Annotated in this window: 12 protein-coding genes; 4 read left to right on the top strand and 8 right to left on the bottom strand. The window is 43.4% G+C overall.

The window, feature by feature from the left end:
* Positions 1-16 precede the first annotated feature (16 nt).
* The 7 genes from B2746_RS18210 to B2746_RS18240 form a co-directional block, all read right to left on the bottom strand.
* The gene (locus B2746_RS18210; RefSeq protein ID WP_290797031.1) at positions 17-1,483 is read right to left on the bottom strand and encodes a RagB/SusD family nutrient uptake outer membrane protein; all 1,467 of its coding nucleotides are present in this window, start codon (positions 1,481-1,483) and stop codon (positions 17-19) included.
* Between the two features lie 18 nt (positions 1,484-1,501).
* The gene (locus B2746_RS18215; RefSeq protein WP_290797034.1) at positions 1,502-4,954 is read right to left on the bottom strand and encodes a TonB-dependent receptor; all 3,453 of its coding nucleotides are present in this window, start codon (positions 4,952-4,954) and stop codon (positions 1,502-1,504) included.
* Positions 4,955-5,088: 134 nt separating this feature from the next.
* Entirely contained in the window at positions 5,089-6,249 is a 1,161-nt protein-coding gene (locus B2746_RS18220) for a FecR family protein (RefSeq protein WP_290797037.1), read from the bottom strand.
* Positions 6,250-6,313: 64 nt separating this feature from the next.
* Positions 6,314-6,904 carry an RNA polymerase sigma factor gene (locus B2746_RS18225; protein ID WP_290797040.1) on the bottom strand — a complete coding sequence of 197 codons (591 nt, stop codon included), beginning with the start codon at positions 6,902-6,904 and terminating at the stop codon, positions 6,314-6,316.
* A gap of 31 nt (positions 6,905-6,935) precedes the next feature.
* The gene (locus B2746_RS18230; RefSeq protein ID WP_290797043.1) at positions 6,936-8,186 is read right to left on the bottom strand and encodes a glycoside hydrolase family 88 protein; all 1,251 of its coding nucleotides are present in this window, start codon (positions 8,184-8,186) and stop codon (positions 6,936-6,938) included.
* Between the two features lie 85 nt (positions 8,187-8,271).
* Entirely contained in the window at positions 8,272-9,123 is an 852-nt protein-coding gene (locus tag B2746_RS18235; protein ID WP_290797046.1) for a universal stress protein, read from the bottom strand.
* 9 nt (positions 9,124-9,132) lie between these two features.
* Positions 9,133-9,972 (bottom strand): universal stress protein, encoded by an 840-nt coding sequence (locus B2746_RS18240; RefSeq protein ID WP_290797049.1) that lies wholly within the window; start codon positions 9,970-9,972, stop codon positions 9,133-9,135.
* 161 nt (positions 9,973-10,133) lie between these two features.
* Between B2746_RS18240 and B2746_RS18245 the strand changes: the two genes are divergently transcribed.
* The 4 genes from B2746_RS18245 (at position 10,134) to B2746_RS18260 (ending at position 13,357) form a co-directional block, all read left to right on the top strand.
* The gene (locus tag B2746_RS18245) at positions 10,134-11,426 is read left to right on the top strand and encodes an O-acetylhomoserine aminocarboxypropyltransferase/cysteine synthase family protein (protein WP_290797051.1); all 1,293 of its coding nucleotides are present in this window, start codon (positions 10,134-10,136) and stop codon (positions 11,424-11,426) included.
* Positions 11,427-11,573: 147 nt separating this feature from the next.
* Positions 11,574-12,557: a glycoside hydrolase family 5 protein gene (locus B2746_RS18250; RefSeq protein ID WP_290797054.1), complete on the top strand. Its 984-nt coding sequence runs from the start codon at positions 11,574-11,576 to the stop codon at positions 12,555-12,557.
* Positions 12,558-12,625: 68 nt separating this feature from the next.
* Positions 12,626-12,952 (top strand): hypothetical protein, encoded by a 327-nt coding sequence (locus tag B2746_RS18255; protein ID WP_290797057.1) that lies wholly within the window; start codon positions 12,626-12,628, stop codon positions 12,950-12,952.
* A 99-nt stretch (positions 12,953-13,051) separates the two neighbouring features.
* The gene (locus B2746_RS18260; RefSeq protein WP_290797060.1) at positions 13,052-13,357 is read left to right on the top strand and encodes a hypothetical protein; all 306 of its coding nucleotides are present in this window, start codon (positions 13,052-13,054) and stop codon (positions 13,355-13,357) included.
* A 92-nt stretch (positions 13,358-13,449) separates the two neighbouring features.
* On the opposite strand, the gene B2746_RS18265 is transcribed toward B2746_RS18260, so the two are convergent.
* Entirely contained in the window at positions 13,450-14,244 is a 795-nt protein-coding gene (locus tag B2746_RS18265) for a M57 family metalloprotease (RefSeq protein WP_290797063.1), read from the bottom strand.
* Positions 14,245-14,371 lie beyond the last annotated feature (127 nt).

Here is a 14,371-nt window from a genome sequence, read left to right on the forward strand (position 1 = left end):
GGAACTGATTTAACTGTTATTGATAACCGGGATTCTGTGTAATCTTAGCAGGATTGATATCGATCTGCAACTGAGGAATCGGATAAAGTAATTGATAGGGCTCGATCTCAATACCATGTTCAGCCATCACAGCAATGGCTCTGTCTGTACGAACCAGATCAAACCAGCGATGATTTTCAAAAGCCAGTTCAACACGGCGTTCCTGCTCAATAGCCAACCGAAAAGCAGCCTGATCTGCAACCTGTAAGGAAGCCTCTGCATTCACAGCTGTTTTAGATGGAAGTCCGGCGCGTGTGCGAACCTGATTCAGCATATTGAATGCTTCTCCATCTGCTACAAATCCCTGCTCATTCAATGCTTCTGCATACATCAGCAATACATCTGCATAGCGTAACACCGTCCAGTTATTATCTGCATCATTTGCCTGGAAAGGAATATCGAGGTATTTCGTGATGTATTTCACACCAACAAAATTGCTGCCGTTCATATATCCCTGCGCCATAGAAAGATCTTTCCGGAGATCATTTGCTTCATATGCATCCGACATATCCTGGGTTGGGATATTGTAACCCAATCCCGCTCCAACCTTACTCACAATTACGCCGGATCCACGTGGTGCAAACTGGTTGGTAAAGGGGCTTCCTTCTCCGGTTCCGCCTTTTTTGAATTGTACTTCAAAAATAGACTCCCGGTGATTTTCATTGGTTACTTTCCAGAGATCCCCATAATTCGGTAATAACATATAACGGTTCTCACCGGTATTATCTATTACTTCTTTTAATTTGGAAGCTGCCAAACCCCACTGCTTATTGGTGAGATACACTTTTCCCAACAAGGTCTTTGCAGCACCGGAAGTAGCGCGACCAATATCTGCACCCGTGTAAATAACCGGGAGTTTGGATTCGGCATCCTGCAGATCTGCTATGATTTGCTCATACACTTTCGCAACTGATTCACGACCATACGCATATCCTTCTTCAGGAGATTTTAATTCAGTCAGCACCAATGGAATAGCACCAAAAGTGCGAACCATGTTGAAATACATCAATGCGCGGAGAAATTTCACTTCGCCGATATAACGGCTTTTGAGTGCCGCATCCATTTCAATGGCATCAATGCGGGCGAGTACGATATTGCACTGAGAAAGTCCGCGGTAATGATCATTCCACATACCATTCAACAACGTATTGCCCGACTGGTTAGTGAAAATATCTATCTCCACCACATTCAATCCTGTTTGCACATCCAGGATCTCTGTATTATCAGAACGCACTTCTGCAACTTCATGAAGCGCACTCCAGTATTGTCCACTGTATTGCAATGCCCCATAGGCTGCATTCACTGCCAGTTTCATATCGGCAGCTGTCTTGTAAAAATTAACGCTGTTGTTCTGGGAAATCGGAGCAAGCTCAATAAAGTCCTTACTGCATCCGGCAAATCCCAAACTTATCGCTGTTGCTGTATAGATAAGAATTCGTTTCATGTTTCTTCAGTTTTGAGATTAGAAGCCCAGGTTTAATCCAAGAGTAAAAGTGCGGGCTACAGGATAACCACCATAGTCCACACCGGGAGTTAATGTATTTGCACCGGTCACGCTCACTTCTGGATTGTATCCTTTGTAATTGGTAAACGTGTGCAGGTTTTGAGCACTAACATACAGGCGGGCAGATCTTGCTCGAACATATCCGGCCAGTTTCTCATTCAGGTTATAGCCCAATGCTATATTTCTTATTCTCAAAAAGGAAGCATCCTCAACAAACAGGGAAGTAATATTGGCACTGGCATTGCTGCTGGTATAACGGGCCAGATCACGGTTCAGTCTTGGAACATTTCCGTTGCCAGGATCCTGTGGAGAACGCCATGCATTCAACATATCAGCTGATCCATTACCGGTACCTGCATAGTTGGCATAAAAACGACGGCCCAGGTTCATTACTTCAAACCCCTGTACACCCTGCAACAGGATATTCAGTTCAAATCCTTTGTAAGAAAAACTATTGTTGATACCATAGGTCATATCAGGGAAAGGATTACCCAAAATGGTACGGTCATCAGTGCTCAGCACACCATCCCCATTTATATCCTCAAACTTCAGGTGACCAGGCCTTGAATCAGCAAATTTGGGGCTCTTTTCCAAATCAGCTTCATCCTGATAAACGCCAATCACTTTATATCCATAAAAATTACCCATTGCCTGACCAATCTCGGTTTTATGGCTGGAGTTCAACTGATAATTCCCGAAGATCGGTGCCCCTTCAGGACCTAGTGCCAATACCTTGTTTCGGTTGAAGGATACATTGATATCAGTGGTCCATTTGAACGCCCCAACGGTATTCTTCGTTGCAAGGGATAATTCTATCCCGTGGTTTTTGATTTCTCCGATATTTTGTGTTGCAGAAGTAAATCCGGTTAGTGATGGAACCGGCACATTCAGCAATAATTTAGACGTGCGTTTGTCGTAATAATCTGCAGTAAACACGACCCGATTATTCCAAACACTCATTTCCACTCCCAGATCCAATTGTTTGTTCATTTCCCAACCCAGATTCACATTTCCAAATGTACTCGGATACAAGCCATTCACTTCCTGACCGGTTCCTGTTCCCAATACATAGTTTTGTGAAGACAGAAGAGCAATATGTGCATAGTTGCCGATAAAATTATTACCTGTTACACCATAGCTGGCACGAAGTCTCAGATCATCCAACCAGTTGATACCAGACATAAAAGACTCTTCAGAAATCCTCCATCCGGCAGATACAGAAGGGAATGTTCCCCACTTATTATTGGCTCCAAAACGGGAAGATCCATCTCGACGAATTGTCGCAGTTAATAAATACTTACGATCAAAACTATAATTCACACGGGCCAGATAAGAAAGCAGTGACCATTGTTGCTGATCAGAACTTCCTCCATTGATAATTCCTGCATTGATTGTTTGGACATTATCATTCGGGAAATTCGTTGCTGATACAAAATTGCTTTCGAAATTATCTTTCTGGGCAGTATAACCAAGCAAGGCATCAAACTGATGACGGTCAATTGTTTTTTTATAGGCCAGGGTATATTCAGACAGCCAGTTGATGGATTGGCTGGTGGTGTTGGTTGCCACCGGAATTGAAGGTGGAGGTGCACCATCGCGTCCTACAATAGATGGAATAAACGTGCGATTTCTTGCTGAAGAAAAATCTGCACCCACCAATAATTTAAACTTTAAATCTTTCAATAGCTCAACCTCAGCAAAACTGGTACCCAGCACACGCATGCGATTCCACTTATTCACTCGTTCTTTTGCTGACTTTACCGGATTTTCCACACTACTGAATCCATATCCAAGATTCAGTGCATGTGTGTAACTGCCATCTTCATTGTAAACAGGCAAATGTGGAGCCATCAACAAAGCAGAAAGAATTACAGCTCCTCCACTCCAGTGACCTTCTGCCTCTACTACATCACTTGTAGTAAATGTTGGAGTAAGATTAGCACCAACTTTAATTCGATCAGAAATCTGAGATTCAACATTTAGTTTAAAACTATAGCGTTTGAAATTACCATTGATTACTACTCCATCCTGATCAAGGTAACCGGCCGACATATAATATTTTGTCTTTTCATTACCACCGGAGAAACTCAACTGAACATTTTTGATAGGCGCGGATTGGAAAATCTCATCCTGCCAGTCGGTTCCTTTACCAAGCGCAGCAGGATTTGCCAGAAATGGAGGAATCCGATATAATACATTGTTACGAACAGTATTATCGTCTGTTACAGAACCACCTCTGTCTACCCAGGCATTATTGCGGGTTTCAGTAATATAAGTAGCAAAACCCTCTGCATCCAGCATGTCGATTTTTTTGGCTACTTCCTGAAAACCGGTAAACATATCCAGGTTTACCCGGGAAGTACCAGACTTACCGGATTTAGTGGTAATAATGATTACACCATTGGAACCACGTGATCCATAAATAGCGGTGGCAGATGCATCTTTCAATACCTGAACCGATTCAATATCATTCGGATTGATGGTATTCAGCGGATTATTGGTTTGGTTATAATCGCTGCTTACAGGAAAACCATCAATCACATAAAGTGGCTCATTTCCTGCAGTAAGCGATCCCGCACCACGAACCCGAACTGTTACACCACCACCAGGCGTTCCCGTTGTTTGCGCAACCTGTACACCGGCAATTTGTCCGGCAAGGGCTGCATCCATGGAAGTAACCGGCTGGTCTTTAATTTTTTTCGAAGGCAGTGAAGCAATTGCACCGGTAACATCCCTTCTTTCCTGAGTTCCATAGCCCACCACTACAACAGATTTTAAACTATTGTCATCCTCTTTCAATACCACGCGGATGTCCTGATTTTTTTTCAGCACCACTTCCTGCATGAGATATCCGGTATAGGAAATAACCAACACGGTTCCTTCCGGTAAATCAGGAATGGAAAACTCCCCATTTGAGTTGGAAACAGTGGCATTGTTGGTTCCCTTTACCCGCACCGTAGCGCCAGGCATTGGATTCCCTTTTTCATCCACTACGCGTCCTTTGATATCAACCGGAGGCAATTCAGGAAGCGGATTATTTAATCCGGATTCCTTCCTAACCACAACAATCGTTTTATTGTCGATTGCATACGTAAATGGCAGGTTGCGGAATAATTCTTCCAGGGCCGTTTTTAACGGAACATTCCTGAGCTTTACCGAAAGCGGAGCCGCATTCTTTAACTCATTGTAGCGGTAAAAGAAAAAATAGCCGGACTGGTCCCCGATTTCCGCGAGGGCCTTTTCCAGGCTGATGTTTTTACCTGTCAGTGTTACATTCTGTGAGAAGCCATTGGCACTTAATTGCAGGCATCCCAATAATAAAAAAGCAGCAGTCAGTTTCATGTACAAAACCGTTTTGAGAGCCGGTTTTCCGATCTTCCGTCGGAGCCGGCCGATAACGTTAATTTGCATACATTTGAGCAGTTTGGGTTAAGAAATAGAATCTTTCGCGAGAATCTTAACAGTCTGATCCAACAGACCTTGAATGGTCAGAACCGGTTGTGTTGGTAGCACTTCCGGTTTTTTGTTTCAGCCTGTCTAATATGTTATTTTGGTCCTACAATAATGGTTCGGTTTTCAATCCTGAATTGCACTTTACTCAATTCCAAAATGCGTAATACGCCTGATATGTGTTCACTTCGATTAATTTTTCCAACAAATAAATCAGAAGGGATGGCACCCTTATATTCAACCTTCACATCATACCAACGTTCAATCTGACGCATGATGGTTTGGATATCTGCTTTATTAAACTTGAAATAGCCATTTTTCCATGCAATAGCTTCTTCTGTATCCGCTTCCTTCACTTTAATAGATGAGCCGGTTGAATTCGAAGCTTCCTGTCCCGGACGGATTATTTGCGCTGTTTCTCCTGCCAGCACTTTTACTTTCCCTTCCAAAAGAGTTGTTTTGGTTAGCGTTTCATCTTCATACGCATTCACATTAAAATGCGTTCCCAGCACTTCAATTGACTGTTTTGGAGTTTCTACTATAAATGGATGGGAAACATTCGGAGCTACTTCAAAATAAGCTTCTCCAGACAACTTGACCCTACGTTCTTTACCAGTAAAACTGGCCGGATAATGCAAACTCGTTGCTGCATTCAGCCATACTCTTGTACCATCCGATAAGGTTAAGCGATACTGCCCCGCTTTGGGTGTGGAAATGGTATTGTAAATAAGCGGAGCCAGGTTTTTTTCTATCTGATCCTGCTCTTTATATACTACCTGGCCATCAGCGGTTTTACTGATTACTGCGCCGGCCTGTTTTGATAACTCTCCCTGTTTTGCATCATCCAATAATACAGAACTGCCATCCGCCAATACCAATACGGCGCGATTTGTACCGGGTTTGATATCAGCAGGTTCAGCGGTTGCATTCGTTTGAACTATTGGCGGGGTATTTTCCTTTCCATTAATCCACCAATACAATCCGCTGCCGGCAGCCAGCAACATAAATGCAGCAGCCAGCCAGTTCCTCAACTTCAACCGGCGTACCGGCACCCGGTTTTCCTGATGTATAATTGTCTGATCAATCGCATATTTCATTCGTCCTTTCTGCTCATTCAATTGTTGTTCCGACTGAACAGCCGGATCATCCAGCTGATCAAATGCATCATAATAGGAATGCAGGAAAGCGATTTCATCCGGACTCGCTGTCCCCTCCTTATATTTTTTCAGTAATTCACGTAAAAAAGAGTGATCCATACACTACACAGCTTTCTATATAGACCGGAAAAGAAGAAAAACTCCCATGCTGAAGTCGTTTTTTTTATTTCATCAAAAATAACAGCGCCCAGATAAGCAGGGATTCTTTCAAATGCTGCACAGATTTGCCCAATTGATTCTGTACCGTTTTGCGGGAAAGTTGTAATTGATCTGCAATTTCAGCGGTGCTGAGATCCTCTTCAAAACGCATACGGAAAATCTGTTGTTGTGCTTTGGGAAGGTTGGATATAATGGTTTCGTATAAGCGCTTCAGTTCCTTTTCAATCAATGCAGCATCTGCAGCCCCTTTATTTATTGAAATTTCTTCCAGCAGATTATCTACCGCAACAATTCGTTGCTCTTTCTCCAGTCGTTTCAATACATTGTTACGAACGGAAGTAAGCAAATAGGCTTTGAGGTATTCTATCTGCAATTCGGATCTGCGCAGCCAGAGTTGAAGGAAAATATCCTGTGTTATATCTTCAGCAGCAGATTCATCCCGAAGTCTTTTGAAAGCGGCCTGGTAAACCATCAGCCAGTACCGTTCGTATAAACTGTCAAATGCCGAATTGCTATTGGCTTTCATCGCTTCCAGCAATTCGCAGTCGGTTAATATGGTTTGATTTTCCTGGGGCATTCGGGTAGATTGTTTCAAATGTATCATTTTTCCGAACACAGCACGCCGGCTATTTTTTACTGTTCAGGTATCGATGCATTGCTTCCAGAAAATAATAATCTGCATAGATGAGCGGCACATTGATTTCTCTTCCAGCCGGAAAATTTCCCACACTTCCATTCAGCAAAAAATAGGGATTTGTTTTCTTTGTATTAAGATAGGGTTCCTGACTGAGCGAAACGATCATATCAGTTGCAGCATTTTTATAATATTGTTGCTCATCGCCCTGACAATAGGTACTCAATTCAAACAATGCGGAAGCCGCTATTGCTGCAGCAGAAACATCCCGTGGAATTATTGGATATACAGTTGAATCATAGTTCCAATCGGGCGTAAATCCAGTTTCACCCACATTGAAATCCCACAAGGGAACTTTATCAGCCGGCAGGTTTTTATGACGGAGAAAGAAATTGGCGAGACCTTTTGCCGTGCTCAGAAAACTGGAATCTTTTGTAAAGCGGAAGGTGCTGGTAAAACCATAAATACCCCATGCCTGGCCGCGGGCCCAGGTGGACTGATCAGAGAAACCCTGTAGCGTTTGCTGATGCAGAACGGCACCGGTAGCAGTGTCATAATTGACTACATGAAAGGTTCCAAAATCAGAACGTATATGATTTTTTTGCGTTGTTTTTGCATGCTGCACTGCAACCTTGTAAAAATTGGAGTCGCCGGTTTCCTGTGCTGCCCAGAACAACAATTCCAGGTTCATCATATTATCCATAATAACCGGATAATTCCATTGGTTCTGTTTATTGATGGAGGGCCGGGCATTCCATGACTGAATGCTGCCCACGGTTGGTGAATATCGCTTGCAAAGGGATTTCGCAGATTGAATCAAAATGGGTTTATACGAAGTATCACCTGTGATCCGCAAACCATTTCCATAACTGGAGAACATCATAAAGCCGATGTCGTGGTGCTTTGTATTATACTGATTGGATTCAAGGGAAGCGGTCCAGCGCAGGGCGGCATCTTTCCATTTTTGATTTCCCGTATATTCATACATATACCAGAGGGCGCCGGGCCAGAATCCGCCCGTCCATTCATCTATTCCAAAATAAAATATTTCTCCTTTCAGGGTAAAGGAATGCGGATATTTTGTCAGATCCGATGCTGCTACCAGCAGGCTGTCATATCGTTCAGCAGCTACCTGGAAACTATGGTCGATCCGTTCTTCAACCGTGGGTGATTTACAGGACACAATATACCCGGTGAGGGTTAACAGCAGAATTACCCGGAAACTAATCAGTCGCCTTCTCATACTAATGCAGTTTGGTATTTAAATACAACGGCTTTCTATTACAAGACCGGCGAAAGGGGAAAACTCCCATTTGATGTAAAAAAAATTATTCGCTATCCGGTACAACCAGGAAGGGGTGTCGGGTGAGATAAGCCATGTTTCGGGTAAAGCTTTCAAAGAAAAATCGCTGAAGGAAGTTCTTTTTGCGTCGAACCATGGCCAGCAGATCGTATTGTATTTCTTCATCCAGATGCTCCAGGGCATCCACTATAGACGAAGTGGCAATCAATTGAAAACTTAAGGAATTGGTTTTAAATTCCTGCTTAAGAAGGGTTGTATATTGTTCAAATCGTTCGCGTTCCAGGTCAGCATCGTCTTTTGTCATATGGCCACTTACCAATCGAACAACCGTGACAGTTGTAGTAAAAATTTCTGCCATCCTGGTCAGAATCGGAAGGGCAATCTTATCTGCCGGTTGATAATCCGTGGCCAGTACAAGTTTTTCCGGTTGTTTCCACTCATAAAATTCGGGAATCAGCAATACCGGCAAATCAGCTTTTTCAACAACACGGGATGCGATTGTTCCAACCAGGGTTTTCTTTAAGCCACTGGCACCCTGGGTACCCATTATAATTATATCAATCCCGTTATGTTCTGCAAAGCCAAGGATATTATCAATTATAGGGGTATAACCAAGGATGGTGGATACTATCACGCCAGGATAATCAGCTTTGTATTTTGCATTTAAACGGTTTAAATGTTTTACCAAATCAGTTTCCATCTGATTATTGTACGCCGTGCGTTTGGTTTCATTGTCTATATAACCTGCTTCCAATCGTTCATATACATGATACAAAAGAACCGTGCCGGAATTGCGTGCTGCCAATTCAAGTGCAAATTTGAAGGCTCTTTCAGAGGTTGGTGAATAATCTGTCGGTACCAGTATTCTTTTAAGCATAGGCTGTCTTTAATGGTGTGCAATAAACACCGGATTAGTTAAATCATGTAACAGCATATCCGCCATACTCGATGTAAACCACCTCGACAAATCCGTTCTTCTGTAGGCCCCTGTAACCAGTAATTCATTACCTGCCTGATTGCGTACATATCCCTTGATTTGATCCGCTGGATTTCCTGTTAAAATGGAATAACCGGCTTTTGGAAAATGTCTATCTATAAACTCCCGGATAAGTTTATTATTTGGAAGATGCGTTGAATTTCCAGGTAGCTGAACGGTGAGTACTTCTATCGCTTTCGAAGCTGCTAAAACCGGCAACAGATAATGAAACATTTTTGTTGCAAACACCGAAGAGGGCTTTCCATCATAAAGCAGAAATATTTTATCAATGAGTGAATATACTGGTGGCACAACCAATACCGGACAAAAACTGCCCGCCATAAGATTTTGTAAAAATGCAGAAGGAATTTCCTGTTGCACGATGGAGAAACTTTCCTGTTTTCCGATAAGCAGCAGATCCGCATAAACAGATTCCTCCCTTATTATCTTTTCTGCAACCTGCCGGTCATGATGAATAGAAAATGATATGCCTGCTTTTTCGCAGGCGGATTGAAATCGCCGGGCAGCTTCTTCCCGCTTCAAATCATCCAATTTATCCAGGTTTTCAATGGTTCGATCTACATCTGCAGCCTGCATGATAACCTTATACATATCATAGCTCCGATAAACCCGTTCATCCAGAAATACGCCAACCAGATGGGCATTTTCCAATTTTGCCAATGCAATTGCGTATTCCACTGTTCCCTCGGCTAAGTGAAAACCGTCCAGTACTGCCAGGTACTTTTTCATACCATCAATTTAAGCCGCTTCGGACAGGTAAAACCTGATCCTGCTCAATGCGAACCCTGATTTCTGCTTAATCCCAAATTTTAACAAAACGCGATGCTATTCCTAGTATATTTGTAGACATTGCTATTTGCGAAACAACTCAATTTTAAATCCACATTATTATGTCAAAGCAACTTCGGTTTGAAACCCTGCAGGTGCATGCAGGCCAGGAACCTGATCCCGTAACAAAATCCCGGGTAGTTCCAATTTATCAGACAAGTTCCTACGTATTCGACAGTGCAGAACATGCAGCTAATTTGTTTGGCCTGCGGGAGTTCGGAAATATTTATACCCGCCTGATGAATCCCACAACAGATGTATTTGAAAAAAGAGTGGCAGCACTCGAAGGGGGTGTGGCAGCACTTGCTATGGCATCCGGACAATCGGCGCAGTTCATCACCTTTCAAAACATTTTACAGCAGGGTGATAATATCGTTTCTTCTTCTTTTTTATACGGCGGAACCTATAACCAGTTCAAAGTAACCTTTAAGCGCTTAGGCTTTGAAGTTAGATTCGCCAATGGCGATGATCCTGCTGATTTCGAATCCAAAATTGATGCACGTACCAAAGCGCTCTATGTTGAAACAATCGGAAATCCGGGTTTTAGTGTACCTGATTTCGAACGGCTTGCGGATATTGCCAGTAAACATAATATTCCCCTGATCGTTGATAATACTTTTGGTGCTGCTGGTTACTTGTGTCGTCCAATTGATTTTGGTGCCAATGTGATTGTGGAATCTGCCACCAAGTGGATTGGCGGACATGGAAACAGTATTGGAGGAATTATTGTGGATGGTGGAAATTTCAACTGGGGCAATGGCAAGTTTCCCTATTTCACCGAGCCGGATGAAGCTTACCATGGTATGAAATTCTGGGATATTTTCGGTTCAGGCGGACCGTTTGGGAATATCGCTTTCATTATCCGTGCAAGGGTAACCGGATTGAGAAGTATCGGTCCGGCAATCAGTCCGTTTAACTCCTTCCTTTTCCTGCAGGGACTGGAAACACTGAGCCTGCGCGTTCAGCGAACCGTGGACAATGCACAGGAGCTGGCGGAGTGGCTGGAAAAACAGCCGCAGGTGGAGTTTGTGAATTATCCCGGACTGAAAAACAACAAGTATCATACGTTGGCAAAAAAATACCTGCGCAATGGTTTTGGAGGGGTGCTCTCTTTCAAAATCAAGGGAGGCAAAGAAGCGGCGGATGCTTTTGTAAACAAACTGCAACTCATCAGTCACCTCGCGAATGTGGGTGATGCCAAAACCCTGATCATTCATCCGGCTACTACCACCCACGAACAACTTACCGAAGCTGAGCAAAAATCAGCTGGTGTGGAACCCGGAATCCTGCGGGTATCTCTGGGCATCGAACACATCGATGACATCAAGGACGATATGACCCAGGCATTCGCATAATTTTTTCACCCGACCGGTGGCACCGGTCGGGTGAAATTTAACACCACAGCAATGTGGTGTTTTTTTATCCAAAGTTGTTGAATTCTTATCTTGTCAATCCAGCGTTTTAGCATAATAAGGAACTTACTCACACATAAAAAATGATGCATGCGCCGGTATACTATTCTTTTTCTGATTTTCCTACCCTCCATCCTGTGTGCACAACCCGTTAAAAAATATGGGCAACTGAAAGTAATAGGAACCCAATTATGCAACCAGCAGGGCCAGCCCGCAGTATTAAGAGGGATGAGTTTTGGCTGGCATAATTTCTGGCCAAGATTTTATACAGAAGGAGCGGTAAGCTGGCTACATCAGGACTGGAAAGTGGATCTGGTTCGTGCAGCGATGGGAATTGAGCCGGCTCCACGGGGCTACCTCCATGCAAAAGAGAGTTCCATGAAGGCCATTGAAACCGTTATCAATGCCGCTATCAAAGAAGGAATTTATGTAATTGTAGACTGGCATTCCCACAATATTCAATTAGAGGAGGCCAGGGCGTTTTTTAAAGACATAGCCACTCGGTATGGCCATCACCCCAATATCATTTATGAAATCTTCAATGAACCCGATCAGGAAAGCTGGCCGGAGGTGAAAGCCTATTCCATTGAATTGATCAGCACAATCCGCTCAATAGATAAAGACAATATAATTCTGGTGGGAAATCCGCACTGGGATCAGGATGTACATCTGGTGGCAGATGACCCGATAACAGATCAGCAAAATATCATGTACACCCTGCATTATTATGCGGCAACGCATCATCAGTCACTTCGCAACAGGGGTGATTATGCGCTTTCTAAGGGAATACCGCTTTTTATTTCTGAATCTGCCGGAATGGAAGCCACTGGAAATGGCCCGCTGAACGAAACCGAATGGCAACGATGGATCGACTGGTCAGAAAAACACCGCATCAGCTGGGTAACCTGGTCGGTTTCGGATAAAGACGAAACCTGTTCTGTTCTTCTGCCCTCTGCCTCTTCTGAAGGCAATTGGAGCGATAAGGATCTAAAACTTTCCGGCATTAAAACCCGCGCCTACCTTCGTCAGTTTCACCGGTCAGGTGGCACCCGACCGGTGGCACCCGACCGGTGAAATTGGAACGTTTTAACAATTACCTAAATATGGATGCGAATGAATGTTAGTAAATTTGCATCACATATATGAAACGGATTATCGTCCTATTAGCCTGCTTTCTATTCCTGGTTGCAAGTCTGCCTGGAACGGCCATACAGCAATGGTTGGATCCGACTGCTGTTTCTGAAACCACAGCAACAAATGAGCAAAAAAGCTCTACAGAAGAAAAAACGGAAGAGCATTTTCTTCATACCAGAACAAGGGTTCAAACAGCTTATCAGCCTTCCGATTGCTGCGCATCAACTCCGGTTAATGCGGATCAATTAATTCCTTACAAGGAACCCATTAAAGATGCAGGCTCCCTCACTGAGCCAACGCCATTATACCTGCAACACAGCAGTTTCCTGATTTAGTCAATTTCCACTATTTACTCCTCTCTGCTTTTCAGAACCTGATTCAATGGTTCTGACCAAACTTGTACCCCTAATTCGTAAACATATAAATCATCTAGTATGAAAAAGAATATTTTAACTCTTTTAATAGCCGCTTTTACGTTAACCGTAAGCACCAGTATTGCTCAGGATAAAAAACCTGTAAAAACCGCATCAAAAGGCTTTTATTCAATGAAAAATAAGGCTGCACAGTTACCAGCCAATCAGCAAGCAGTTACGGAAACAGCCATCAGCCGGAAAGCTCCAACAGTTACAAAAGGATATTATTCCATTGGCCGTAACAACGAAAAATTACCGGCTCCAACAACCGTAATTGCAATTGGTGATATTTCACCGGTAAGAAAAGGTTATTACAGTATCCAATAAGTTCAAAAAGGGTTAAGTGCTATCCATATACAGGCTAAAAATAAAGGCCGTTCGCGAAAAACGAACGGCCTTTTTCAGGAAAGAGTGGAGTGTTAGTATAAGTAAGCAAGTGCGGTTTTATCGTTATTGTTAAAGGGCCGGTTCTGACCGCTGCCAATACAGGCCAGCATCCATGAATTGGGATCGGGACCTGTTGGTGTACCAGGAATATGAATGGCCCCAACGGTAGAAGCACCTTCATTCGCCGTTCCACCTCCGCAACTATAAGAACGGTCCATATAATCGGTATGACGGAAACCAATACAATGCCCGATTTCATGAGCCAGAATGCTGGCTACCGTTGCCAAAGGCTGGTTCCCGATCTGACGGGTTGCTACCAATACCTGTCCATATGGATTGCCATTACTTGTTGGGAAACCTGCGGAAGCCAGGTACCGGGCATTTTTTGGTGCCGCTTTAATTGCGATACTCGCTCCGGAACTAACCCGCTGAAAACTTAATTGCAGATTTTGTGCATTAAAGCGGGCAATCGCTTCATCTGTTGCGGCAACATAAGAACTGGGTAATTTGGAATCTACAGAAATACTGATCACCCTCGGTAATCCCGTAACCAGATTGGTGGTTCGGTACTGTTCAGATTCTCCCACCCTCAAAATGGTTCCATTATGCGACCGGGTCAGCTCGCCTTCAGGAAGGAAGATATCCCCCTCTACAATAAATCCTCCCTCCGTCGCCATCATGTTTTGCGTTGAAAAACCAAGGGCTTTTACACTGTTAATAACATCATTGGTGATTGGATCAACCTGGTCAGGTGCATCCGTTTTCTGGCAGGAACTTAGGCCTACCGCCAGCAGAATTGCAGCTGCTGCATAGAATTTGTTCAACATAGGTGTGTGCTTTTTAGGACTATTAAAATAATGTTAAATAACTAGATAAGTTAAAGAATATTTGCAGCATGGTTGCAGCTGGTTTGGCCAGTCAGGTTTTTCCTATTTTAGACAGACCAAACAGCTT

The organism is Flavihumibacter sp. UBA7668 (genome assembly GCF_002483205.1).
In the GTDB taxonomy this organism is placed as follows: Bacteria; Bacteroidota; Bacteroidia; order Chitinophagales; family Chitinophagaceae; genus Flavihumibacter.